The following is a 26,378-nucleotide window of genomic DNA, read 5'->3' on the forward strand; positions in this document are numbered from 1 at the left end:
CACGCTGCCACTGGCGCTTCCGGGCACGCTGGCATTCCTTCCGGGCGCAGTAGCGTTGGGTCTTGATGCGCGGATTGCGCTCGAAAACAGATCCGCAATGGAGGCATCGAATAGTCTCGTTCATGGTCGTCCTCCCCGTGGATGACAACCATAACACTTGTGAGCCTAATCTTTCGAGATTACACAAAAAGACGAAATAAAGAAGAGAAAGAAGCAGATCCAGGAAGAAAAGACAGGTTTTACATACAGGAAAGAAGGAAGAACCTGCAATGCCGGTTTTTCAGCCGCTCATTTTGGCCAGTTTTCTACCGGCTATGTCTGTCCATTTTTTGACCGGCGTTAATAGTGGACTGGATCTGCATAACCGGCTCGATCTCGTCTTCGATCAGATGATCGGACAGCTCGCCTCTGATCCCCTGAGGTTGGAGAATATCTTCAAGCCTCCGAAAAATGAGCCCTCAGTGAAGGATTCCAGCGATACGGTGCCCCTTTGCTCCGACGAGGATGGGGAATCCTTGCCATGGGTGAGCATCTTGGAATACCGACCTGAGCGCAATGAATCAGCGCAGAAAGGGGATCGCTCCAAGGACCGCCCAATCCATCTGAAAGACACAAAACCCACCCGGAACGACCGGACCCTGATTATGCCGCTCAGCAATCCCTTTGACGCCGGCCATGCCGTCTATGGGGATTTTGAACTGGTCTTTCCGGATTTCAAGGGCATGACTCTCGAAGAGGCTCTGGTGATGATCGCCGAGGCCGCAAAACCCATGACGAACGAGGATATAAGATTTTACAACGTGGAATTGGCCGTCTACGACATCGATGGGACCGCCCTGCCAAAAAACCCTTTCAACTTGAGCCGCACGGTGCTCGAGCAGTATCCGCCCGCCGGCGCGGTTCAGCCCGTCTTCGTCTTGTGGAAGTCCATCGGGTGCAACGGCGCAAGCCTCTGGATCAAGTAGCATCATTTGCTTGCCACACCACCGCGTTGTCTCGATTTACGGACGTTTGACTGCAGAACTCCGAGAGGCACCCCGTCAGCCACCCCCTCCAGTTCCTCGAAGCATGCGATCCCGAAGGCCTTGTGCCGGCCAGGCACAAGCCGCATCCGGATGCGCGTGACCACCCCGGTCAGCTTTAACACGCGGCCCCGCTCTATCAAAATGATAGACTTCAAGTAACCACTCCTTATAACGAATCATTTGTCTTTGATTCCGCCTCCCTTGCCCGACACCCTCCTCCATTTAACCACGACACATCCTCCCGCGGCTCTGACCGCCGGGAACGCCGTTTCCCCTCTCCAGCACAACGGAAATAGCTCCAAGCGATTGAAAGCACACGGATAAATACTGCGGAAAGGACGCCACCCCCAATCCAGCCCCCTCCCTTCGCCGCACCCGAACCTTCCCTGGTCTATCAAATTGATAGACCACCTTGTTCAATACGATCAAGATGATAGTTTAAGCCATGAACATTTTTGTTTCAACATTTGAATCGTTATGTATATCAATGGCTTAAATAATTGGCACGCCTTTCGCAATTATCACTGCGGCCGTGCGCCGGGGCAGGTTCTTCACCGGCGCCCACCTCGACTCCATAAAAAGCGACACCATTTGGATGGATGCCCCGGATTGACCCTGAAGCCCTTTGTTTTGGGGTGATTCGGCGGTTTTCGATCTTCGAGGCGCTCCATCCCCGGCCTCCCCGGATGACCGGCAACGGCTGTTCCAGGGCTAGACAGGCTGCAACAGATAGGGCCGGCCGGTGTCTATCATTTTGATAGGAGTCGTGGAGAGCCCGAAGGCCGATCGAGGCGTCTGCACCCAGGCGGGATCGTACTCAGATGACGGATATGCGGCGAGCGGGAGGCGCCGGTGCCCACTGCACCCGGCTGTTGATTGTCGCAAGGGCATATCCGGGAGTCCTGTGCCCATGACCATAGCCCCCGGGTCATGGATGGCAGGAGAAAGAAAGGCCGAAATGATCGAGGTTGTGCTGCTCGACAATTCGAAGATGTGGCTGAACCCCTTGCACATATTCTCCATCAGGTCGAAGCCCGATACGGTCATCACCTTCACGACGAAGCAGACCCTGACCGTCCGGGATTCCGTGCAGGAGTTGTGCAGGAAGATCGACGACTATTTCCGGTTCATCAATCCCGGATGCAGCTCTTTCGATATCGAATCAACCGATGGAACCGGCGGGCCGGGATTGGTTCGGCAGGAGAGGTGAAAACCTCCAAAATCTGCCAGTAAATCAGTAGCTAAAGGAATGGTCGGGCCATGAACCGAAGGGGCGGAGCTGTGCCGAGCAACCCCGAAAAGGGTCACTAGGATCCTAAGGCTTGGCCTTCTTAGAGAAGCACTTTTCCCCGCTGTTCAGGATATGGTCGAGCGTTCTGCAAATGGCCAGGCGCCATTCCTTCATTTTGCCCGAGCAGGTTGTGCCCGGGGAGTCTTGTCATACAGCAACAGGCAAGGAATCCGGTTCGAGACCAGACAACTCAGCAAAAATTTTTAGCGTTTGCAGGCGGTGAGCAGGTCATGAAGGACTACACGGAACCTATCCTTGGCTTGGGCGTTACACAAGCCACCCTCGATGCCTGCATCGATAGGATCCTTAGTGGGTTGGGGTCCAGGGCCGAACGTCAGGTCGTGGCGTGCCTGAATCCGCACTCCATCGTTCTGGCGAGGCGGGACCCGGTGTTCTCGATGGCTCTCAGGGATGCGGACATCGTCGTGCCCGACGGAACCGGGATCGTCTTCGCATCGCGTATCCTTGGCGGTGCGATTCGCGAGCGCATCACGGGGAGCGACATCTTCCGCGAAGTAAACCTGCATATGAACCGGAGGGGCGGATACCGGTGCTTTTTCCTGGGATCGACCTATAAAAACCTCGAACGGATCCGCGATAAGTTTTCAAGGCAATATCCCAACGTCGAGATTGCTGGGATGTATTCGCCGCCTTTTAAACCCGATTTCGACGAGAACGACACGCGAGATATGGTTGCTGCGATAAACGCTGCCCGCCCCGATGTTTTGTGGGTAGGGATGAGCGCTCCGAAGCAGGAAAAGTGGATATACCTGAATCGGCGTAGGCTCGATGCGGCGTTGATCGCTGCGGTCGGGGCAGTGTTCGATTTTTACGTTGGGACTGTGAAACGCGCTCCGCGCTGGTTTTTGGAGCATGGTCTCGAATGGCTGCCGAGGCTCATCCAAGAGCCCCGGCGGCTGTGGCGCCGGAATCTTGTTTCCACCCCCCTTTTTCTGAGCCTGGTTTTGCACGAGAAGCGGAGTCGATTCAGATAATCCGCTTTTCACCCTCGATTACCTCTCATGACTACCATTACCGTCATCTTTCTTATCGCCCTTACCTTGGCCTTGGTCAATACACCACTGGTTGCCAAGGTTGGTTTGCGTTTGGGGATCGTCGATCCGCCTGGCGAGCGTAAGATCCATCGACGGCCGGTGCCGCGTATCGGGGGCGCGGCCATCTTTTTGTCGTTTTGGGGTTCATTCCTCCCGGTGCTCTCTCCGTGGGTCCGGGAGAAGACGAATGTGCTGCAGTTGATCGCGTCCGAACCGGCACTGTTTGCGATCGCGCTCGGCAGTGCGATCGCCTTCGGGCTGGGCCTCTGGGATGACAAGCGCGGACTTGGACCGTGGAAAAAGTTCGGGGTCCAGATTCTGGCGGGGGCGATTGCCTATTTCGGGGGTGTACAGATCCAAGGCGTCAGCGTCCCCGGGGTGGGGACTTTTCATTTAGGCTGGGTCGCTCTGCCGGTGACGGTCTTTTGGATACTGCTCGTGATGAACGCTATCAATTTGATCGACGGGCTTGACGGGTTGGCGGCGGGGGTGAGCTTCTTCGCCTGCATGGTACTGGTGGCGTTGAGCGTGATCGGACATCATCTGCTTGTGGCCGCTCTGATGGCGGCGCTGGCGGGTGCCATTCTGGGCTTTTTGCGTTACAACTTCAACCCGGCCAAAATTTTTATGGGCGACGGGGGCAGCTACTTTCTCGGGTATATGATCGCCACCTCCAGCATCATCGGTTCGATCAAAGGCCAGGCCGCCGTGACGCTGCTGATCCCGGTCATCGCTATGGGGGTTCCGCTGCTCGATACCATGTGGGCGACGGTCCGCCGTTTCCTGATGGGAAAGGCCATTTTTCAGGCCGACCGGGAGCACTTCCACCACCGGTTGCTGCGGCTCGGGTACTCGCACCGGAAGGCGGTTCTGCTCCTGTACGGGGCCTCGATCATGTTCGGGATCCTTGCCCTTGCGCTCGTCAACCTCCAGGACGAGCGGGCTGCATTGATCTTGGGCGCGATTGCCGTGGTGGTGATTCTGGGCATCCGGCGGCTTGGATATATGAACTACCTCAAAGGAAAGCGGCTGATGGCGTGGATTCGCGAACTCGGCGATGCAGCCGGACTTTCGCATGAGCGGAGGAGCTTCCTCTATGAACAGATCCAGATCAGCGAGGCAAGCGATCTCGAAGAACTGTGGCGCAGGACGGCCCATGCCCTGGGGATGCTCGAAATCGATCTTGCGGCCCTGTATCTGAACGGCAACAAGAACGGCAATAAGAAAGGAGGTGGAAAGAAGGAGGGCCGGCCGTTTGAAATGAGGGCCCCACAAGGTGCCGGATGCCTCATGTTCGGCCCTGGGAACATGGATCGCCGCTTGACCGCTGCGTTGCACGCCAGTGTCTGTAGCCGGATCGATCCGCCGGATTTCGTCTGGAGCCGGACTCCCCTCTCCGATATCCGGCAGCGCTACCAGCTGCGCCTCGAATTGGCGCTTATCGGCGAGGAGAGTGAAAATCTCGGCACGCTGGTGCTGCTGAAAAACGGCGGTTCCGGCGCGACCTCGCACTATACACTCAAGCGGGTCGAACATCTGCGCCGGAATGTGATCGGAACGCTCGAAAACATTTTGGGCAAGGAAGGCGTGAGGATGAACGGCAATGTTCCTCTCCTTGGGTATAAGGCCCGCTCAGAGCATGTGTGAAGCTGACTTTTCCAAGGCCGGCGGGACATTGACATGAGGCTTCGCATCGCTGCAGGCGTGTTCTTGGTGCTTCTTTTTCCCTTCTTTGCGGGAGCGGAGGTGTTCAAAGGTATGTATGGCGTCTCACCGCGGGCGGGGGAGGATTTGAACAGCTATGCATTGCAGCTGAAGGCTACTGGATTGAAGGCGGTTTTCGTCCCGCCGGACAAGGCCGTCGTTGCGGCCTTCAAGAAACGTGGATTCGAGGTGTATGTCAGCGTCAATGCATTTGGAGGCAGCGAGGCCTGGGAACGATACCCTGATTCAATGCCGGTCCAGGCAGACGGGCGGCTTATCGGGGCCTCGGAACAGGGAAAGGCCCCGGGAGGGGTTTGTCCAAGCCATCGAGGGTGGCGTCAGGATCGGCTGAAAGCGATCCAAGAAATCGTGGAGGGGTTCAGAGGAGAGGATGCGATCGATGGCATTTGGCTAGATTTTCTCCGATATCCGGGGGTTTGGGAGGCGGAAGACCCTCGAATACCGGATACCTGCTATTGTCCGAGGTGCCTCCGTCTCTTTCGGCAGCAGACGGGGATCGCCCTCCCGGCGGATCTCGACGCGGTTGCGGCCGCCGATTGGATCGACGAGCACTGTCCCTATGAATGGATGAAGTGGAAAAAGCGGCAGATCACCTCCTTTGCAGAGGAGGTCCGCGGCATCCTGGAAAGGGCCGATGCGCAAGACACCGTGAAATTAGGCGTCTTTCTGATTCCCTGGACCAAGGGGGAATATGGGAACGCCGTCTCGTACATTCTGGCCCAGGACGCCGGGGAACTCTCGGCCATCGCCGATATCGTCTCCCCCATGCTCTATCATCGGATCTCCGGCCGGCCCGTGTCCTGGGTGGGAGAGGCGACGGACTATTTCCGGGAGGCCGCAGGTTGCTCCGTGTGGCCCATTGTCCAGGCGGGGGGCTGCGATCCCCGAGAGTTCAGTTCGGTCCTCGATACGGCGACTCGGGAGGGCGGCGCGGAAGCGGTCCTCGTCTTCGCGCTTCAGGACATGACGTCCGGGCTGTGGGAGGCTCTCGGCTCTTTTCAGGGGGCCGCCAACCTGATCACGAACCCCGGGTTCGGGATGGCTTCGGATGGGAGCGGACCCGTCGAGTGGCGGCGCGGCGCGCCGGCCGGAGAAACCCGTTCGAAGAGCAGCCTTGCGGTATCGCCTGCGGACCGGATCGACGTCACAGGCTGGGAGCCCCTTGCGCGCCATCGCTCCCTGTGTTTGGGCATTTCTGCCGGCACCGACCGGGGGGGTGTGTGGTCGAGCCCCCTTCCGAGCTGTACCCCCGGGGAGACGTTTCTGTTCGAGTCGCTTCTCTACCGCCATAGCATGGAGAACGGCGTGTACCCCCGGTTCACGTTTTGGGGCGAGGAGCATCTCGTAAACGTCCATATGCAGGTAAGGCGTTTTCAACCCGTCAGGCTGCACGTCACCTGCCCGGAAGAGCCGGCATCGGATCTCTTCGAGTTCGTGAACCACCATCCCGGGCATACCTTCTGGATGAGCGAACCGCGCCTGGTTCGGATGGCGGATCTCAGAGATGAAAATGCGCCGAAGCCGGCCGCCTCCTTTTTTGAGGAGGGTTTCTACCCGATCGGCGTCTACGGCGCCGAACCCGATGCGCTGGAGACCGTGAAGGCAGCCGGCTTCAACACGGTCATCACGGACGGCAGCAAAGAGACGATTGAAAAATGCCACGAACTGGGCTTGAAGTATGTGGTATCGGTTCCCAAGGATCCGGACCGCCTGACGCCGTTCCTGGACGAGTTGGCGAAGACCGTGCGCAGCGATGATTTGGCCTTTTATGTGAATGACGAACCTGGCATCCACGCGTTTCCTCGCGGCCGGGCACAGGACATCCAGCGTTTGATCAAAGCGAGGTTCCCGGATGCGGCTACCTGCATGGCGGTGGTCAGGCCCCAGGTTTGCCGCGATTATCTGGATGCCGCCGACTTCTTTCTCCTCGACCAGTATCCCGTTCCCCACATGCCCATGACCTGGCTTTCGGATTCCATGGACCGGGCGGCACGGGATGTCGGGCGGAGCCGTATGGCGGCGGTCGTCCAGGCCTTTGGCGGCAGGAAGTGGTCCGGTTGGGGATGGCCGCGTATGCCCCAATGGCATGAGATGGACTGCCTGGCCTTTCTTTCCGTGGTTCACGGGGCCAGGGGGGTCTTCTTTTTCTCGTTCTCCGAGGCCGGTGCGACGCAGGAGGGCGTAGAATCCCTGAAAAAGGTGACCGACAGGCTGCACCTTCTCCAGCCGTGGCTCAGCGTGGAGAACCTTCCCGATGCACCCGAGGTGAGCATGGTGTCCTCGTACCGCGTAGACCCCGGGGGGCGGCCCGCCATCCGGTGCTGCCTGCGCAGGACGGGGCAGGAGTGCCTGGTGATCGCCGTCAACACGATCGGCACCTTTGTCGAGGGGATGATCGCCGTCGAAGGCCCTCGGCCGACGCTCTACAGGGAGGTTTTTTCGGGCGAGGATCATGCCGCGCAGGAGGGAAGGCTCCGTGCGCGGCTCGGGCCCTACGAGGTCAAAGCCTTTTCCTTCGAATCCGGCACGAGTTGAAGAGCATGGAGAGATCCGCCTTCGCTCTCTACATGGCCGTACTGGTGATCGGCCCGCTCCTCTTCGGGGCGATCCACACCTACGCCTACACCTTCATGAGCCTCGGGGTGCTCGCAGCGACGCTCCTCCTGATCGTGAAAAACGTCGGCCGAACCGCCGGGAGCGGAAGGTGGACCTTCCAATGCCCCCGAACGGGCCTCTACGTCTTCTTTTTCATGATGACCGCTTTCCTGGTCTTTCAGACCATCCCGTTGCCCGACTCGATGACGTCGATCTTGTCGCCGGAAGCGCACCAAATTGCGGAGGCTGCCATTCCGGCGCCTCTTGTCGTCGACGGAGCGGCCGGCTCAGGTTTCCGCTCGGCGCTGGCCCCGTATATTTACCCTGTCCGCATGTCCATCATGCGTTTCCTGGTCTACGGCCTCTTCTTCTTCGGATTCGCTCAGGTACTCAACTCACGAAGGCGGATCGAACTTGCCGTTGTGCTGCTCCTCCTGACGGGCTCCTTCACCGCGCTCTATGGCATTCTTCAGACGTACTCCGCCGACCCCCATATCTGGTGGGTGAGAAGCGGCCCGAGCCGCCAGGCTGTGAACGGGACCTACATTAACCGAAACCATTTCGCCGGCTTCATGGAAATGGGCGTGCTCATGGCGGCCGCGTTTTCGGGGGCGATCGCCTTGGGCGTGAAAAAGCGGCTGCCCGTCCCCGGCATCGGCCTCAGAGGGCGTATCGGGGCATTCCTCTCCGGAGAGCAGGAGCGGAGCAAACGGGTCCTGGTCCTCCTGGCCGGGATCGTTATGGGGCTCGGACTCATCTTTTCCGGATCGCGCGCAGGCATGGCATCAGCCGCAGCCGGACTCCTTTGCCTGGGGCTCTTCTTCGTCTTCAAGAGGAAGAACCGTCGGAAAGGGGCGCTTGTACTCTTTCTGTTTACCGCTACGGCCGGCTATGCCCTTTACATGGGTGTGGATTATCCCTTGAGCCGATTCGAGAACCTGGAACCTTCCTTCGAGGCGCGATACAGGTACGCCAGGACCACCTTCGAGCTGTTTCGGGATTACCCGATTTTCGGTGTCGGCGTCGGCAATTTCCAGTACGCCTACCCGGTTTATCAGGCCCCGCAGGATCAGGGCATCCTGGTGGAGCATGCGCACAACGACTGGGTTCAGTTCCTGGCTGAGGCAGGCCTGGTGGGCTTCGGCATCATGCTCCTGGGGGCCGGCTGGATCGCCTTTGTGCTCATGCGGGCCTATCGGAGGCGGCAAGAGCCCTTTGCGGTCTCGCTCGGCGCAGTCCCTTTCGCTGTGATGGCGGCCATCGGGCTCCACTCGATCTACGATTTCAACCTGCACATGCCCGCCAACTTTCTGATCTTCACCGCCGTGCTCGCGATCGGGTTCAGCGCCCTGCACCTCGAGAGGGAGCCAATGGGGGCGCTCGGAGGCCTTCCATTCCGGGTGCTCCCGCTCCGCGGCAGCGGGGCGCTGGCGCTGTTGCTGGGCCTCGGGCTGGTGCTTTGGACGGGCCTTTGGAGCGTCAGACACTTTGTAGCGGAGGCGCACTGCAACACCGTCCCGAACTCGACGCTGAACCGCGACATGGATCCCCCGGCGGGGGATATTCAAACCGCCATGGCCTGGGACCCCTGGAATGCGGGTTATCCTTACAGGCTGGCGCTCAAATTCATGCTCCCGAACCCGGAGGCCGCCGAGGCGGCTGCGCCGGGGGCGCAGGTCTTGGGCGCGAGCGGCATCGCACCCCTTTTCTTGCAAGGGACGGCAGAGGCGATTATCCCCCCGCTCGAGCGCTCCCTCGCCCTGAACCCGTTTGAGGGCGAGCGCCACCTCCTCCTGGGCTGGGCCTATGCGAGCCTTTGGGACCGGCCGAATTACCGCGAGAGGTGGCTCCCGGCCGCCGATCTCGCTATGCAGCGAGCGGCCCTCTTCACCCAGGATAGCGAGGCCGGGGTGCATGCGGAGATGGGGAATTTCTGGGTGCTTCGTTCGAAGACGCTTCACCCGGCGGACCCCGAACATGCGGCCGCCCGGGCATCGGCTGCGGCCCATTACTCGAGGGCGCTGGACATGTCTTCCGAAAAAGCCCGGAACTCCATGCGGGAGAAAATCAGCGCCTATGTCTGGCTCTTCTACCCCGATGAGCAGTTGGTCGGACAGCTTGTGAAAACTCCGGAGCCGGAAGTCATTCAGTGAGTTGGAGGATTTTGAGGGCAGGCTTTTTTCCTTGCTTCCTTCGTTCAAAGCGTATACAGATAAAGTGCCCATAAAACGGACCAATCTGCAGTGCCGGCCATTGCTGCAGTATTGCGCTTGCGGCTGGTTTTCGAGGGGAATTCAGTCTCAGACAACGGTTTTCTCATTTATTGGCGGCGGCTATTAGATCTACTTTCAACGTCTTTCGGGATGAACGGGAGGGAGAGGGTATGAAACTGGTCAAGTCTTTTCTGGCGATGATTCTGATGGTTCTGGTCTTTCCAGGACTGTCCTTTGGCGCTATGGTGTTCGAACTGGACCACCCCGGCACCGCTTACGTTGGGGACACGTTCGATTTGACGGTGAAGATCGTCGGCACGGATTCGAATACCGATCCGCTGACGATTTGTGGATACGAGACCCTTCTGGGCTTCGACCCGGAGGCCCTGGAGTTGACGGCCTACCAGGGCGAGCCATTTTTCCCCAGCGGCCTTCTGGGCCCTCAAGTTTATACGCCCACTAGCGTTCCGCCGTCTTCGCCGGGCACCTTCGGGTCCATGGATATCACGCTGGATGACGCCCCGGGTTTTCCTTATGGGGGCGCTACGGCGACCTTCACCTTCAAGTGCCTCAAGGCGGGCGTGGCTACGTTTTCCTTGACGGGCACCAACCTCGTCACGGATTGTTTGTTGTTCGACAACACGGATATCACAAGCGTGACCAATCCCTCGATCACCGTGAACGAGAAGCCTGTGCTGCCGGCTGCTCAGTCCGTTCCCACCATCGGCGGATACGGTATGCTGTTGTTGATTTTCGGCATGGGCCTCGGCGCGCTGTGGGCGGTCAGGCGGAAGACATCCGCTCTGAAGCGTTGATTAGCAAGGCATTTCCCCCCGCTGGTTCTGCTCGTTCCACCAGGGCGGGGGCGTTTGAGCGCATGAAAAGGACAACCCAGGTTTAGAACCTAACACGTTTCGAGAGGAGTCAGACGATGATCAGGATATCCGGCGTTGCATCGCTTCTTATGATTATGCTTGCGATGGTTTTTGCGGTTTCGCTTCCTGCCCACGCAGGGGAGCCTGTTGAGAAGGCGGCTTCCATTCAAACGTTCGAGGATTGTGCGTCTTACAACACCGATTTGAATGGCGACGGTGCCATCGATGTGGCGGATCTGCTTGCCGTCAAGAAGTGCATCCAGGAAGGCTGCAGCGATTCTGCCTACGACGTGGACGGGGACGGGGCGGTGAACGAGGCCGATGCGGATATCGTCCTCAAGTGCATAGAGCTTCGCCGGACGCAGAGGCAATGATGCACCGAACAGCCTTAAATTCTGGTAAGGGACGAGGATTATGAAGAAGCTACGCGCAGCAGGTAAGAGGATGGTTCAGATGGTGTTTTCCATCGCACTAGTGTGGGGTGCGCTTGCCGCGCCGTCATTTGCCTTGGTGGCCCCCGGACCGAGCGATATCACGAACTGCGATGATTGTCAGAACCTCGTGAATGTCGATGTGGACAGCGATGGGCGCGTTACGACGGCAGATCTTCTCATCGTTTACAGCAACATTCAGAAGAAGATCTACACGGCTGCGAGCGACGTAAACAGTGACGGCCTCGTCAACATGGACGATTTCACCATCGTCAAACGCTGTCTCGGGTGCACGGTGAGCGCGAGCCCGTTCAATTGAGAGGCCTTCCCGGGGCGAGTGAGTTGAGCGCCTCGGAGTCTTTGGTGGTAGCACGAGATCGACCTGAGAAGGCCCTCGGCATCCACCTTGCGGCCGGCGCCCCGGGCCCCGGGGTTTCACGGCCTCTGCGGACCGTGCAAAGGTGCCTTCACGATCTCTCCTGACGAAGTTCCTCTCCTGCCATTCCCCCTTCACCTGTTTTGAGACCGAGTGATATGTTGTATTATCGGAAAAGCCCCTGCACGTGCGTGTCCGCACGGATGCCCGGGATCCTGTGCCTCTTTGCTCCAGGCAGTGGAGGAGCGGCTCACGGAGCGAAGAGGCGCGGCCGCACTCGGTCAGGGTGTGACGTGTCGGGGCGGCGGGCCGTCGCTTCGGCGGTGTTGTGCCCCCTGCTCATGGTACTCCTGATAGGCACTGTGTGGCTGGGCCGGGCCCAGGGCGCCGTGTGGAGTCAGGCGGCAAGGACTGCTGAAGGGTATATGCAGGGCGACACCGGCAATCTCAGACTGGGGAAGTGGCGCGTCCTGCCCAGCCTGGCGCTGGAGGGTGTTTATGACAGCAACATTTTCCTCAGCAACGGGGAGAGCGTGCAACCGCTCGACCCTTCGAGGCGCACCCGCGACCCCAAGGTGTCGGACTATATCTTCCACGTTGCGCCGGCGCTCGAACTCGCCTATGACATGGGGGTGCGCGGGGGAATCAAATTCGGTTACCAAGCGGATTTTGCGTTTTATCGCAGGCGGAGCGACCAGGACTGGCAGCGGCAAAGCGGCTCCTTCGGCTTCGACTATCGCGCGCCGGGAGGGTTGCTGCTGTTGATCGACGAACAGTTCACCGACGCCGATGACCCGTATGGAAACGACGTCCAGTACGGGCTGGGCGAGACGCGTAGCCGATGGACGAACGATCTGAAGGGAAGCGTCGGTTGGCGGTTCCCGAAGGATCTCAAGCTGCTTGCCCATTTCGGGCACAGCAAGAGCGAGTACGAAGTGGAGCGCGATCTCGACGCCGGCCAGAATTGGACGCTGATAGAGGCGGGGTTGGGCGTCGAGAAGAAGGTGATGTCAAGGACGTGGACCTTCCTGGAATTCCGCAACGGCTGGCAAGAGTATGATGATCACGGCCTCTCCGTCACCCCGGAGACCGATGCCGGCAACCAGCGGGCGAGGATCGATACGGGGCTGAAGTGGGAGGGCATCGGCCGTTTGTCGGGGGCCGTCAGCTTCGGCTATCAGTGGCTGCAATACGATAATGACCGGGATGCCCAGGGAATCCCCTACAGCGACACCGGCACGTGGGTCGGAGAGACCAGCGTCGGCTGGAAGGCGACGGCCAGGACCCTACTCGGTTTTAATTTTTCGCGAAACGAATCCCCCAGCTCCGGTGCTGGCGCGGACACCATGGAGACCACCTCGGCCGGGGTCACCCTTTCGCAGGAACTCCCTTATAAATTTCGCGGCATGGCCGGGTTTTCCTATGGTCTTTCCGACTACCAGTCGGGCCGCAAGGACCATGACTATTACGCGAACGTGGGCCTTACCTATCAGATCCGCGCCTGGCTCGATGCGGGCATCGGGTACCGCTATCTCCGAAAGGACTCCAGCGATGGGGCGGAATCGTTCACCGGGAACCAGTTCAGCGTTATGTTAGGCGCGCGGTATTGAGCGGCGGAAGGCGAACAGGGAAGGGAAGCGTCCCGCTTTAGGGTTGCAAAGCGCCGGCCGAAGCCGTAGGATCGAAGCAAAAATGAGAGACCCGCGGGGCGGTCGCTGTTTTTGGCCGCCCTTGTACATAGATTGAAAGGCGAACGGAAGACCGAGACGATATGATGTTGCCGCCGAAGATTTTGCCAGGCGCCGCCGAAGGGCGTCGCCGTCACCGATTGGTTTGGGCCCTGTCGAAGATGCGTGCTGGGGCGGTGCTGCTGTTGCTCCTCGCTTTTTGCGCCCCGGGGTGTGCGGTCAACGATGAGGTAGTCCGCGTCACCCATGTGCAAAGCGGGGAGCTGAGCGGCCTCGGGCCGGAGAACGCAGCCAGGGTCGCCGAGATCAAGAAGGCCCGCGGCGGCCGGGAAATCAGTCCGCAGATCGGCGAGGTTCTCGGTGATGCCCCCCAGTTGAGCGTTGCGGAATATCGTTCACGCTTTCCCGAAGCCGAATGTGCGGAGTCCGATTACCAGGTCGGCGGGACCGATGTGCTCTCGGTGGTGGTCTATGACGAGCCCGACCTCTCCAAAGACGCGGTGCCCGTGAGCAGGGAAGGTTACATCTCTTTTCCTCTTGTCGGGCGTGTCAAGGTTGCGGGTCTCACCCCGGTTGAAATCGAGCGGCTCATGGCCCATGAACTGGCAGCCAAGCAGTATCTTCTGGACGCGCATGTTTCGGTCATGGTCCGGGAGTACAACAGCAGGCACTTCATGGTCCTCGGGACGGTGAACGCCCCTGGCACCTACACCCTTCAGGCGGGGGAGCGCGTCCTGAACGCCCTTTCCAAGGTGGGCGGGTTCGACCGGCAGCGGGCTGGGAGCCATGCCCTCCTTATCCGGACGCTCGAATCGGGGACGGAAACGGAGAACCGAGTCATCGTCAAGATCGACCTCGACAGCCTTCTGAAGAGGGGCGACCAGGCGTCCAACCTGTATCTGCGCGACGGGGACATGCTGTTCGTTCCACCCGTATCGCGCTATTACATTATCGGGCAGGTGCAAACCCCCGGCTCCTATGATATGCCGAACGACGAAGTCAGCCTCGTGGAGGCCATCGGGGCCGCCGGCGGGTTCACGCCGATTGCGGCCAGGAACAAGACGCGCATCATCCGGGTGGAGGAGGGCGTGGAAAAGATCATCGTGATCAACGTGGATGCCATCACCCGCGAAGGTAGAAAGGTGAGCGACATCGCGCTCAAACCGGACGACATCGTCGTGGTCCCGGAGAGCTTTTTCTGATTCGGGGATCAGCGGCTTTTCAAACGGCAAAAACAATGAACGAACCCCTGATAGATTCCCCGGAAAGGGAAAAACCGGTCGACCTGCGGCGCTACCTGCAGGTGGTCCTCAAACGGCGCTGGGTCATCCTGGCGGTCTTCGCGGTCATCCTGATCGCCGTCGCTTTGAAGACCTACACCGCAACACCGGTTTACCGGGCTACCACCCGGCTCATCATCGAAAAGAGCCTCTCGGCGAGTTCCGTGATGCCGCAAAACGGTATGTTCTACGAGATCTGGGACCCGCAGTTCTACAACACGCAGCACAAGATCATCCAGAGCCGCGCGGTGGCGGCCTCGGTCATCGACCGGTTGAATCTGGAACATTCGGAGGAGTTTTTCCCCAAGCCTAAGGATGACCCCGTTTCAAGGGTGAAGCGATTCATCGCGGACCAAGTTCAAGGCGTCAAGGCGGCGGCGGCCGCTCTTTTTCGGACGGGCGACAGACAGGCCGTTCTGCAGCCTGACCAAGCCGATTCCAAAGGGCCGGATTCGGGGCTGATCTCTGCGGTCATGGATCGGATCACCGTCACGCCCGTCCGGGATACCCGTCTGGTGGACGTGAGCTTCGACGCGAAGGACCCGGTGCTCGCGGCGATGATCGCCAATGCGGTGGCCCAGGCCTATATCGAAGGTAATTTGGAGACACGGCTTGCCAGTGTCAAGGATGCGGTGGAGTGGCTCAGCGACCGGATCGAAGATGAGCGCAGAAAGGTCAACGAGGCGGAGTACGCGCTGCTCCAGTATAAGGAGCGGAACAAGATCATTACGGACTTCTCCAGCGACACCGAACAGGTAACTGCGCAGAAGCTTGCGCAGTTGAACGCCCAGGTGGTCGATGCTGAATCCGCGCGGGTCGAGGCCGAAACCCTTCTCAATCAGGCCCTTGCGCTCAGGGGGTCTCCCGAACTGATCGGCTCGATCCCGGATGTCTTGAGCAATTCGCTGATCTCGGAGATCAAGAGCATGGAGGTGGACATCTACAAGCAGATGTCCGAACTCTCCAAGAAGTACGGCAAAAACCACCCCAGGATGGTCGCCCTCGATTCGGAGTTGAAGGAGCTGAATGCGAGGAAGGCCAAGGAGGTGGAGCGTGTCGTCAACTCGCTCAGGAACCGCTACATGGTCGCCCAGGCGAAGGAAGAGTCCCTCAAGAGGGCGTTTGAGGAGCAGAAGGAGCAGGCCCTCCAACTGAACGAAAAGGCCATCCGTTACAGCCTGTTGAACCGCGAGGTCGAAAGCGCCCGGGAGATGTATGACCTCCTGGTCAAGCGGTTCAAAGAGGCCACCGTCGCCGAGGACATGAAGGCGGACAACGTCCGGGTGATCGACAGGGCCGAGGTGCCCGCGAGCCCGGTCAGCCCGGACAAGCGCCGAAACCTCCTGCTCGCCCTCGCCGTCGGGCTCGCCCTCGGGGTCGGAGCCGCGTTTCTCCTCGAATACCTCGACAATACCATCAAGCTTCCCGAGGAACTCAAGGACCATCTGGACGTCGCGTACCTGGGGCCGGTGCCCGCCTTTCAGCCGGAGGGGGATGGCGTCTCTGCCGGCGGAGATCTCGCTTGTGTCCATTCGCCCAGGTCCGGTGCCAGTGAGGCCTATCGGGGCATCCGCACGAACCTGCTCTTTTCCTCGGCCGGATCCGCCCCGCAGGTCATCCTTATCACGAGCGCCACGCCCCAGGACGGCAAGACGGTCACCACCGCCAATCTGGGGGTGACCATGGCGCAGGCGGGGAGCAGGACGGTCATCATCGACTGCGACCTCCGAAAGCCCAAACTGCACAAGGTCTTCGGCGTCAAATCCGATTGCGGCCTGACGAATCTCCTGGTGGGCGCGAAAGGCAGCGAACAGGCGATCCTCGCCACCGAAGTCCCGGGGCTGGACCTCATCCCATCCGGTCCGATCCCCCCCAACCCCTCCGAGATGCTCGGCTCCTCGCAGATGGCCGATCTCCTTACCACCCTCAGAAGCCGCTATGAGCGCATCCTGCTCGACAGCCCGCCTGTCACCGCGGTGACCGACGCCACGGTCCTGGCCAGTGCAGTCGACGGGGTCGTCCTCGTAATCAGGGCCGGCTCCACGGTGCGGGCCGCCGCGGCCGGCGCCGTGGACCAGATCCGGGCGGTTGGCGGGCATATCCTCGGGGGCCTGCTGAATGCGGTCGATGCCGACGGGGGCAAGTATTACTATCAGCACTACTATTATCACTATTACGGGGATGATGGTGAGAAGAAGAAAAAGAGCCGCAGGAAGCGCAGAACAGCCGGTGCCTGATGTGCTCCACTGAACCCGACGGAATCACTCGCTCCCGCCTTGCGGGGTCCGAGCGCCGCTTTCATTCGACCGTCCGATGATCGATATCCATTGCCATTTCCTGCCCGGCATCGACGACGGGCCGAGTTCGCTCTCCGAAGCCCTGGCGATGGCCAGGCAGGCGGTGGGCGACGGCATACACGCCATCGTCGCCACCCCGCATACCCTCAACGGGGTTTATACGAACGATCGGGCAAGCGTCCTATCGGCCGTGGCTGAAATGCAATCCTTTCTCTCCGGACAGAAGATCGATCTCAAGCTCTACGCCGGCGGGGATACCCATCTGACGGATCATATGGCCGAGCGTGTCCGTGCGGGTGAGATCTGCACAATCGCCGACCGGTCGAGACACCTCCTCCTGGAGATGCCGAGGCACGTGCTCCCGCGGGCTGTCCAGACCGAGGTCTACGCCCTGAGGTTGAACGGCCTCACCCCCATCATCACCCATCCCGAAAGAAACGACACGATCCAGCGCGACCCCGGTCTCCTTCTGGACCTGATCCGCATGGGCGCTCTCTCCCAAATCACCGCTATGAGCCTGACCGGGGGATTCGGGAGACTTGTCCGCAGCGTGGCGAAGAAACTGGTCGCCCAGCGCCTCGTGCACCTGATTGCCACCGACGCCCATTCGCCGGACCACCGGCCTGTGTCATTATCCGCAGCCGTCCACGTCGCTGCGGAAATCCTGGGCAGCACAGACGAGGCCGAGAGAATGGTGACAGCCGTGCCCAGTGCCATACTGGCCGGCGAATCCCCGGAAATCCCCGAACCCGCCCTTCGACCCGGAGGACGGGTTGAACGTGCAGCGAGAGTGTGAATGCAATGCCCGTCCCTTTTCTCGACCTCCAGGCCGCCTACCTGGAACTGAAGGACGACCTGGATGCCGCCTCCCGGCGCGTCATGAACTCCGGCTGGTACATCTTGGGTCCCGAACTCGAGGCATTCGAAGCGGAATTCGCGGCATACTGCGGCGTGAAGCATTGCATCGGCAGCGGCAACGGCATGGAAGCCCTGGCCCTGATCCTGAAGGCCTTGGAGATCGGCCGGGAAGACGAGGTCATCGTTCCCGGTTTCACGTTCATCGCCACCTGGCTGGCTGTTTCTTCGGTCGGAGCCCGCCCCGTCCCGGTGGATCCTGATCCGGAGACTTACAACATCGATCCGGCCCGGATCGAAGCGGCGCTGACCGATCGCACCAGGGCGATCATACCGGTTCACCTCTATGGCCAACCCGCGGACATGGACCCGCTCCTCGAGATGGCAGGGCGTTACGGCTTGAAGGTCATCGAGGATGCGGCTCAGGCCCATGGCGCTCGCTACAAAGGCCGGCGCACGGGAGGCCTGGGGCATGCTGCAGCCTTCAGCTTTTACCCGGCCAAGAATCTCGGGGCCTTCGGAGACGGCGGCGCTGTCACCACCCATGATGATGCACTGGCCCGGAAGCTGAAAACCTTGAGGAATTACGGCTCCCGGATCAAATATCACCACGAGGTCCAGGGGAGCAATTCCCGTCTGGACGAACTCCAGGCGGCGCTTCTGCGCGTCAAGCTCAGGGTCCTGGATGAGTGGAACGACAGGCGCCGTAGGCTCGCGGAGGTCTATTTGAAGCAATTGGCGGGGTGTCCAGGCCTCACGCTTCCCCATGTGCCTTCCTGGGCCGAACCCGTCTGGCACCTTTTTGTGGTCCGCCATAACGACCGACAAGCGCTCCAGCACCATCTCACGGAAATTGGCATCGGCACGCTGATCCATTACCCTGTCCCCCCGCACTTGTCCGACGCGTACCGAAAGGGCGGCTATTTCCGCATGGACCTCCCCTGGAGCAATCAATTGGCTGACAGCGTATTGAGTCTGCCCATAGGACCGCAATTGACGTTGGATCAACAAGACGCTGTCATTCGATCGGTTCGAGCTTTTTGACTGTCTTTAAACGTCTGTACGGGTATGCAGAGGCATTTCATCGACCCTATCGATAGGGTGACTGTATCTCCTAACCCCAAGCATAGAATCTGAGGGGGCTCCAGATGAAAAGGCCATACCCCAAAGCCGTGATCGAAACCGACCAAATCGGCCGCAACGTGTCGATCGCCGAATTCGCCGTGATCCGCAGGGGCGTTCAGTTGGGCGACAATGTCGTGATCCATCCGCATGTCGTCATCGAAGAAGACGTGACCATCGGCGACGGCGTGGAAATCTTCCCCGGTGCGGTTATCGGCAAAGTGCCCAAGGGCGCGGGGGCACTGGCCCGGCAGCTGGAATTCGAAAAGAAGCTGGTCATCGGCCCCAACTGCTCGATCGGCCCCCATGCGGTGATTTTTTACGATGTGGAAATCGGCTCCAACACGCTCCTCGGCGATGGGGCATCCATCCGGGAGCAGTGCCGGATCGGCTCCCATTGCGTTATCAGTCGTTATGTCACCATCAACTACAACACCCGCATCGGCGATTACACCAAGGTCATGGACCTGACGCACGTCACGGGGAACTGCACGATCGGGAACCATGTGTTTGTAAGCCTCACCGTAGGTATGACCAATGACAACATGGCCGGCGCCGGCGGGTATGACGAATCACGGGTCCAGGGCCCGACCATTTGCGACAACGCGGTCATCGGCGCCGGGGCGACGCTGCTCCCGGGTGTCGTCATCGGAGAAAAGGCTGTAGTCGGCGCCGGCGCAGTGGTCTCGCGCGATGTCGCTCCAGGCGTCCTTGTCATGGGAGTGCCTGCCCGCGTCGTTCGGCAGGTCGAACAAGGGGGGGGGGTGCAGGTGCATGATGCCGCCCTGCTCGAGTCGGATCAGGTCGGCGAGGGCACCCGGATCTGGGCTTACGCCCACATCCTGCCGGGGGCCCGCATCGGACGGGACTGCAATATCTGCGATCAGACTTTCATCGAGAACGATGTGGTCATCGGCAACCGCGTGACCATCAAGTCCGGCGTGTATATCTGGGACGGCGCGCGCATCGAGGATGACGTGTTCATCGGCCCCGGTGTGGCTTTCACCAACGATCGATACCCCAAAAGCAAGCACTACCCCGAGCAATACCTGCCCATCATCATACGCAAAGGTGCCAGTATCGGAGCCAATGCGACGCTCCTACCCGGCATCACCATCGGTGAAAACGCCATGATTGGCGCCGGGAGCGTGGTGACAGAGGATGTTCCGGCCTATTCTCTGATAGCTGGAAATCCAGGCCGCCTTATCAGATATCTTCCAAACGACGACTTGAACAGCAAGAATGCTTGACCTCCAGAACACGTCCCGCTCGGTTTACGATGCCGCCATCATCCAATTCCCCAAAATCCTGGATGACCGGGGGAACCTCACCTTTATAGAAGCCCGCCGGCACATTCCCTTCGACATCAAAAGGGTTTACTGGATCTATGATGTGCCAGGCGGGGAATCCCGTGGCAGCCACGCCTATCGAAAACTTCAGGAGGTCATCGTTGCCTTGTCCGGAAGCTTTGATGTCTTTCTGGACGATGGCCTTGCCCAGAAGACCGTCAGCCTCAACCGAGCCTACTATGGTTTGTATGTGCCCAATATGATCTGGCGCCGAATGCAGCATTTTTCAACCAATGCAGTAGCACTCGTTTTGGCCTCTCTTCCTTACGATGCAAACGATTACGTGAAAGATTACGCTGATTTCAAAAAAATGAATCAAACGCAACAATGCTGCTAACCATTTGCATATGAATGTTTTCCAAGGCACCTGCAGATGACATCGATCAACGCCTGCAAGGTAATCAATCTTCCCAAGATCAGCGAACGTAAAGGCGCTATCACGCCCATTTACGCCGGCGAGCATGTGCCGTTTGAAATTCAGAGGGTTTATTATCTTTATGATGTGCCGGGCGGTGAAAGCCGGGGCGGGCATGCCCACAAAGAATTGCAGCAGCTCATTGTATCGGTGATGGGTGCGTTTGATGTGATTCTGGATGACGGGACCGAACGCCGCCGCGTGCATCTGGACCGAGCATATTATGGCCTGTACATCCCGCAAATGATCTGGAGGGAACTTGAAAATTTTTCCTCCGGCGGCATTTGCCTGGTCTTGGCGTCAGCTCCCTATGATGAGCATGATTACATTCGGGATTACGTGGAATTTGAGCAATTGACCAAATTCACTCAGGTATAGGGGGGATCTGAAGTGTGTGTATTGAAATTATTGAAAGCTGAATAGCCTTAGAATTGGCGACAGCCACACATGGAAGAAAATTCATCATTTCTCACTCAACAGAAAAAACAGACAAAAATAGAGAATTTCTTTTCCAGTTCGAGAATGACAGATAAAAGCCCCTATTATTTTGACCTTAGACTAGAAGCATTCGGATATAGTGGTAAAATTTAAAAAATTATAGCAGCTTTTTCTGATCAGAAAAGTAACAACCATGTATGTGTTCAGATTAGTCACAGAAAAGCAGAGGCCTTATCTAATACGTCTCTGCATTTTGATTTTTTAAATTGACAATTAAATAGTATTTTTCCAACGTCGCTTACCATAATTATAAAGTTGTTATTCATATATTATCATAATGCAAATAATTTGTTTTATTCACTTAAATTAAACTTTTAAATTAAAAATTTATAAATATTTCATGAAGCATTATAAATGTAGTATATAATGCTTCATGGCTGAAAATAAAAACTATTAAATTCAATTTCATTGTTTGAATCAACAAAACTTAAATAGAACTACTACTATTGTTGTTACGGTGGCATGGATTCTTGGAGTCGCAATTATTGCTCATCTGCTGTATTCTGAGTTAGGTTTTAATCCGACAGATGACGGCTTCACGCTCGCATATGCACGCCGACTTCTAGACGGGCAAATTCCACACCGTGATTTTATCATTATCCGCCCCGCACTGTCGCCTGCACTGCATATACCAGAAATTCTCCTAGGTGGCCAATTCACGTACTGGCTATCTAGGTTCGTTTTCTTCCTGCAATGTGCTTGTATCGCGTGGTTCATGACGCTGTTTGTTAATCGCGCTTTATGTCCCCTTATTAGGCTGCGGTCAGTCGATCGATGCGTCTTTGCCATTATAGCATTTGCCTTTTGTTGCCACTCGTTCCCTGCAATGGCTTGGCATACAATCGATGGCTTATTTTTCTGCGCTCTCGCGTTCTACCTATACTCTCTCTCGTCTGTTCGTGCTCGTCCCATTGCCTATTTGCTACTAGGATTGGCTTATTTGTGCAAGCAGAGCTTCATATTTGTAGCACCTGGAGCACTCTTGCTTTTCGGAGACTGGAGAAATTATAGAAATATTATTGCCGCTGTGCTTCCAGGTATTTTGTATATTGCCATGCTTGGTCTTTTCGGTGGTATCTCTGACGGGATGCAGCAATTACTTTCGCAGACTGGGATTTTGGACGCTGGCGTTCGTGCCTATTTCCACAGGAGAATGTTGCTGGGAGTACTTATAGGTATTACCGTTACCAGTTTAATGTACAGTAAATCACAGTACGGTTATCCTCGTACCGATAATCCTGTCAGACTTTTCGTTGGTTGCACACTTGTTGCGGCCATGTTCATTCTAGCTACTGTAAGCTTGTTTACCGGGGGGATTTTTTTATTCTCCTATGTACTTTTCGGAATTGTCATTGGTGTGTTGATTTATTTTGTTTTGGAGTGTGGTCACAAACGTTCACGCGAAATAAAAACAGGAATGGTAGTAGGATTGCTGGCCTGGTGTGTTTCGCTGTCGATTGGATACAATACTCCTGTTCTCGGTAGTGGTATTCTACTTGTTTTCCTTTTTGCACTGCTGCACGAACGTCTTGTCTCATTTTCACTAACACATTTTGAAGAGAAATTAAAATCACGTTGGTTATCCGCCGTAGGCGTTTTGTCAGCAATTATCGTAATCTCTGCATTTCACCATGTCCGTACGCATCAAATCTACTTGGACCGTCCAGCCTCGGAATTGACGGCCCAACTCGGGGATATCCTGCCTGGCGGACGTTTGATTCGCACTAATTCCAACACACTGGCATTTCTATCTGACCTTGATTTGGCAATTGATAAAGTTGTAGACCGTGGATTTGAGTATGCTATTATACCTGATGTTGCTGCTCATTGGGCTGTGTCTAAGCAAAAAAACCCTTTACCTATAGATTGGGCCCAAGAAATTGAATTGAATAAGCCAGAGCTTTTCCGTCGAGTAAGTCAAGCAATAGAAGCTCGTAGACATGAGAAAATGGTTATTGTGCAAAAGCTAGATCCTACTGCGCTGCAACGCGGATTTTTTCCGCTCATGGAAGACAAATCCTTCCACGCAATTGTGGCTTATGTAAAAGCCAACCTCCAAGTGGTAGAAGATACAAAATTTTTCGAGATATATCGATGATAATTTAATTACCGCGGGGTGATCGTAAGTGGCAATGTGTTCGGAACAGGAATCGGCGATTGGTGTATGGAAGGCATAGCTCCGGTGCGCGTTGGTCAATGGTACCTTCGAACACCTCTTCGACAATCATAAGACAAGGGAAAAGGCTAAACGTCTTTCTAGAAACGCGTAATGCAGCCTGCCAGGGGGAACCCGGCAAAAATCGTAGCGCGGGATATAGTCTTGCATAGGGATATGCCACACTTTCAATAAAGTGCACATCCATCTTTGATCAATCAAGCACTCGCCGTGACGACTTACCGCGAAATTCTGAAATCTACCTCCATGATCGGCGGTTCCTCGCTGATAAACATGGGTATTGGAATGGTCAGGACCAAATTTGTGGCGGTGCTGCTGGGCCCGTCAGGAATGGGTCTGATCGGTGTCTACACGGCTATCAGCGGTATGGTCGGCACCATTTCCAGTATGGGCATCGGAACCAGCGGGGTGCGAGAGATTGCCGAAGCCCATGGCTCAGGCGAGCAAGATCGGATTGCCCGTACCGTCAAGACCCTGCGCCGCACTGTCTGGGTGACCGGGCTTCTAGGTATGCTGATCATGATGTTGGGGTCCACGCTCCTTTCGAATGCCTCCTTCAGCACGACCGAGCATTCCCTCTCCATCGCGCTGATCGGAATCACGATTCTTTTTGGCAACATCGCCACAGGCCAATCCTGTGTGTTGCAGGGAACCCGCCGGATCAAGGATCTGGCCAAAGTCAGCGTCATCGGCGCCTTGAACGGCACGGCCATCAGCATCCCCTGCTATTATTTCTGGGGAAAAGCGGGCATTGTGCCAAGCCTTATCCTCACCGCTGCGGCTGCCTTGGGTACGTCCTGGTGGTATGCCCGCCGGGTTTCTCTGAAACCAATCGACCTATCGTGGCGAGAGAGTCGGGAAGATGCCGGCCGTCTTCTCCGGCTGGGAATTCCACTCATGCTGGCCGGCCTGATGACCGCCGTCTCCGGATATATCATTCGGATTCTGCTTATCCGCCAGGTAGGTTTGGAAGGGGTGGGAATTTACCTGGCGGCGTTCACCTTTTCCGGGATTCTGGTCAGTTTTGTTTTGCAGGCAATGGGAACAGACTATTACCCGCGCCTGACCGGACTGGCACACGACGACAAGCTCGTGAATGAATCCGTCAATGCCCAGACCGAAATCGCCCTGCTGCTGGCCGTTCCGGGTCTGGCTGCCACCATCGTCTTCGCGCCCCTGGTCATCACGATTTTTTACTCGGGCAAATTCGACGAGGCGGTGGATATTCTACGCTGGTCTGTTTACGGTATCTTCGGCCGGATCGTCTCATGGCCCCTGGGTTTTATTATGCTGGCCAAAGGTATGGGAAAAACATTTTTTTGCTCCGAGACCTTTGCCAATCTGCTCCACATCGCAGCCATCTGGGGCTGCACCAAGCTGTGGGGCTTGCCTGGCACCGGGATCGCCTTTTTGGCCCTGTACGCCATTTATACCCCGGTCGTTTACACCATCGGCTATGCAGCCTCCGGCGTGACGTGGAACCGGGTGAATCAGCTCCACATCGCCGCTTTTGGAGGAACTTTGGTTGCCGTCGGATTGATCACCGCATTGCTGGCCAACCCGTGGTATCAATACGCAGTGAATACCTTCTTGCTGGCATTACTAAGTGTATATTGTCTTCGGAGTCTCTCAAGGAAATCAGCCGTTGGAACCCGCTTTTTGGTTTGGACACCAGAAATAAAGGCCACTGAGGTAAGGCCGGCAAGCCGTACGGTCCAATGAGGGCCTTGCCCGGTTGTTATGCATTAAAATCCGCAGAAAGTGGATAGTTAGATTCGGCGCTCATCATCAAATAGAAAATCGATTTGTGACAAACAAAATGGAACGCCCTCTTATCACTTTTGCGCTTTTTGCATATAACCAGGAACGTTTTATACGTGAAGCCGTTGAAGGAGCTCTCTCGCAGACATATTTTCCGCTTGAAGTCATCCTCTCAGACGATTGCTCAGAAGATGCTACCTTTGAAATCATTAAAGAGATGATGAAAACCTATAAAGGGAAGCATAAGGTCATTTTAAATAGGAATTCCAAGAACCTTGGAATAGCTGGGCACATAAATAATGTCGTACGCATTGCCCAAGGTGAGTGGATAGTATTTGCGTCAGGCGACGATATCTCTTTTCCAGAAAGAACATCAATCCATTATGAAACGGTAAAGAATGAGCACAATATTTTTTACTCAGGAGGTGGCACAATCATTATTGATGAAAATGGCATTCAATATAAAACGTGTGGATTGGATTTTTTTGGCATAATGAGATTAACAGGCTGTATGGCTGCTTATCATAAATCTTGTTTTCAGATGTTTGGCGAATTAGATTCTAATATTTGTTTTGAAGATCATGTCTTACCTTATAGAGCTCTTTTACTGGGAAAACTAAAATTAATAAATACGCCACTCGTAAAATATAGATGCCAAACTAAAGATTACTTTGAATCATATAGAAAGTATTCCTATTTTTTAAAAAGTTTACCTTATTCCTTTCAACAACGTAAGAAAGATATAACGTTGATGATCGGAAAATATTCCAAGGAAACAGTCGAGCATTTATTCAATTCGGCGGATCAATATATCTACAATTTGAAACCATATCATGAATCCGATCTCGTTCTTAATTTATATGAAGCTTCATTTTTGCGAAGAATCAAGCTTATCAGAAGCAACTCGTTTTTGTCCACGGTCAGAAAAGCTAAATTATTTTTGCTTTCATTTAAAACTATTCGCATTGCTTATGGAAAATACTTAAGATATTTTAAAGAAAAACAATCCATCCCTTTTGACGGTCAAACACTCACCGTCGATTTAGAAAGTGTCATAACAGGAAATGTTAAAATCGAGACGTTTTAACGCCATTGGTATTGGTCTTTTGCAATTTGACACATTAAATTTTTAATCCAAACATTGAGAGCATTTTTTCTTGGAGAGAGGTCGTAAGTAAGGCGATTTTCTCAAGACATGCGGCATTTTCCAGGTTGGGTTTAACCAAGTTTTTTGGGGTTGTCGCCCTAGATCTTTGATCAAAATTCTGAATCAAAGACAGGGCTTTCTGTGGGCCGAAAGAGATCCTTTTACAGGTTCTACTATGGACTTGAGTTGGGTGTCTGCGGAGTT

Annotated in this window: 20 protein-coding genes and 2 pseudogenes; 21 read left to right on the forward strand and 1 reads right to left on the reverse strand. The window is 56.3% G+C overall.

Annotated elements, in window-relative coordinates:
* Positions 1-269: 269 nt before the first annotated feature.
* The gene (locus H567_RS0113900) at positions 270-965 is read left to right on the forward strand and encodes a hypothetical protein (protein ID WP_028321867.1); all 696 of its coding nucleotides are present in this window, start codon (positions 270-272) and stop codon (positions 963-965) included.
* A 2-nt stretch (positions 966-967) separates the two neighbouring features.
* On the opposite strand, the gene H567_RS0113905 is transcribed toward H567_RS0113900, so the two are convergent.
* The gene (locus H567_RS0113905) at positions 968-1,180 is read right to left on the reverse strand and encodes a hypothetical protein (protein WP_028321868.1); all 213 of its coding nucleotides are present in this window, start codon (positions 1,178-1,180) and stop codon (positions 968-970) included.
* 803 nt (positions 1,181-1,983) lie between these two features.
* Between H567_RS0113905 and H567_RS24975 the strand changes: the two genes are divergently transcribed.
* From H567_RS24975 to H567_RS0114015, 20 genes and pseudogenes are all read left to right on the forward strand, one after another.
* A complete protein-coding gene (locus H567_RS24975; RefSeq protein ID WP_035254523.1) occupies positions 1,984-2,235 on the forward strand; it encodes a flagellar FlbD family protein in 252 nt (83 codons plus the stop codon).
* A 311-nt stretch (positions 2,236-2,546) separates the two neighbouring features.
* On the forward strand, positions 2,547-3,311 hold the full coding sequence (locus H567_RS0113915) for a WecB/TagA/CpsF family glycosyltransferase (protein WP_028321869.1): 765 nt from the start codon (positions 2,547-2,549) through the stop codon (positions 3,309-3,311).
* 27 nt (positions 3,312-3,338) lie between these two features.
* Positions 3,339-5,018, forward strand: coding sequence for a glycosyltransferase family 4 protein (locus H567_RS24980; RefSeq protein ID WP_084517318.1), 1,680 nt, complete (start codon positions 3,339-3,341; stop codon positions 5,016-5,018).
* 33 nt (positions 5,019-5,051) lie between these two features.
* The gene (locus H567_RS24985; protein ID WP_035254524.1) at positions 5,052-7,631 is read left to right on the forward strand and encodes a glycoside hydrolase family protein; all 2,580 of its coding nucleotides are present in this window, start codon (positions 5,052-5,054) and stop codon (positions 7,629-7,631) included.
* Positions 7,632-7,636: 5 nt separating this feature from the next.
* Entirely contained in the window at positions 7,637-9,844 is a 2,208-nt protein-coding gene (locus H567_RS0113940; RefSeq protein WP_028321872.1) for an O-antigen ligase family protein, read from the forward strand.
* A 230-nt stretch (positions 9,845-10,074) separates the two neighbouring features.
* The gene (locus H567_RS0113945; protein ID WP_028321873.1) at positions 10,075-10,719 is read left to right on the forward strand and encodes a hypothetical protein; all 645 of its coding nucleotides are present in this window, start codon (positions 10,075-10,077) and stop codon (positions 10,717-10,719) included.
* Between the two features lie 116 nt (positions 10,720-10,835).
* Entirely contained in the window at positions 10,836-11,153 is a 318-nt protein-coding gene (locus tag H567_RS0113950) for a dockerin type I domain-containing protein (protein ID WP_028321874.1), read from the forward strand.
* A gap of 79 nt (positions 11,154-11,232) precedes the next feature.
* A complete protein-coding gene (locus tag H567_RS0113955; RefSeq protein WP_035254525.1) occupies positions 11,233-11,529 on the forward strand; it encodes a dockerin type I domain-containing protein in 297 nt (98 codons plus the stop codon).
* Positions 11,530-11,879: 350 nt separating this feature from the next.
* Positions 11,880-13,196, forward strand: a complete 1,317-nt coding sequence (locus H567_RS0113960; RefSeq protein ID WP_161626626.1) for an outer membrane beta-barrel protein — start codon at positions 11,880-11,882, stop codon at positions 13,194-13,196.
* Between the two features lie 161 nt (positions 13,197-13,357).
* On the forward strand, positions 13,358-14,476 hold the full coding sequence (locus H567_RS0113965) for a polysaccharide biosynthesis/export family protein (RefSeq protein WP_028321877.1): 1,119 nt from the start codon (positions 13,358-13,360) through the stop codon (positions 14,474-14,476).
* A 35-nt stretch (positions 14,477-14,511) separates the two neighbouring features.
* The gene (locus tag H567_RS0113970) at positions 14,512-16,791 is read left to right on the forward strand and encodes a GumC family protein (RefSeq protein ID WP_028321878.1); all 2,280 of its coding nucleotides are present in this window, start codon (positions 14,512-14,514) and stop codon (positions 16,789-16,791) included.
* A 76-nt stretch (positions 16,792-16,867) separates the two neighbouring features.
* Positions 16,868-17,647, forward strand: coding sequence for a tyrosine-protein phosphatase (locus tag H567_RS24990; RefSeq protein ID WP_035254526.1), 780 nt, complete (start codon positions 16,868-16,870; stop codon positions 17,645-17,647).
* A 5-nt stretch (positions 17,648-17,652) separates the two neighbouring features.
* Positions 17,653-18,750, forward strand: coding sequence for a DegT/DnrJ/EryC1/StrS family aminotransferase (locus H567_RS0113980; RefSeq protein WP_028321879.1), 1,098 nt, complete (start codon positions 17,653-17,655; stop codon positions 18,748-18,750).
* Between the two features lie 104 nt (positions 18,751-18,854).
* Positions 18,855-19,784: pseudogene (locus H567_RS29875) on the forward strand (N-acetyltransferase); the annotation flags it as partial.
* Between the two features lie 39 nt (positions 19,785-19,823).
* A pseudogene (locus H567_RS30305) lies at positions 19,824-20,039 on the forward strand (acyltransferase); the annotation flags it as partial.
* Positions 20,040-20,070: 31 nt separating this feature from the next.
* On the forward strand, positions 20,071-20,514 hold the full coding sequence (locus tag H567_RS0113995) for a sugar 3,4-ketoisomerase (protein ID WP_035254527.1): 444 nt from the start codon (positions 20,071-20,073) through the stop codon (positions 20,512-20,514).
* Positions 20,515-20,550: 36 nt separating this feature from the next.
* The gene (locus tag H567_RS0114000) at positions 20,551-20,970 is read left to right on the forward strand and encodes a sugar 3,4-ketoisomerase (protein ID WP_028321881.1); all 420 of its coding nucleotides are present in this window, start codon (positions 20,551-20,553) and stop codon (positions 20,968-20,970) included.
* Between the two features lie 1,102 nt (positions 20,971-22,072).
* Positions 22,073-23,188: a hypothetical protein gene (locus tag H567_RS0114005; protein WP_153306198.1), complete on the forward strand. Its 1,116-nt coding sequence runs from the start codon at positions 22,073-22,075 to the stop codon at positions 23,186-23,188.
* A gap of 267 nt (positions 23,189-23,455) precedes the next feature.
* Entirely contained in the window at positions 23,456-24,988 is a 1,533-nt protein-coding gene (locus H567_RS25000; RefSeq protein WP_051184877.1) for an O-antigen translocase, read from the forward strand.
* 85 nt (positions 24,989-25,073) lie between these two features.
* Positions 25,074-26,114 carry a glycosyltransferase family 2 protein gene (locus H567_RS0114015; protein ID WP_161626627.1) on the forward strand — a complete coding sequence of 347 codons (1,041 nt, stop codon included), beginning with the start codon at positions 25,074-25,076 and terminating at the stop codon, positions 26,112-26,114.
* Positions 26,115-26,378 lie beyond the last annotated feature (264 nt).

This window comes from Desulfatiglans anilini DSM 4660, from assembly GCF_000422285.1.
Taxonomy (GTDB): Bacteria; Desulfobacterota; DSM-4660; order Desulfatiglandales; family Desulfatiglandaceae; genus Desulfatiglans; species Desulfatiglans anilini.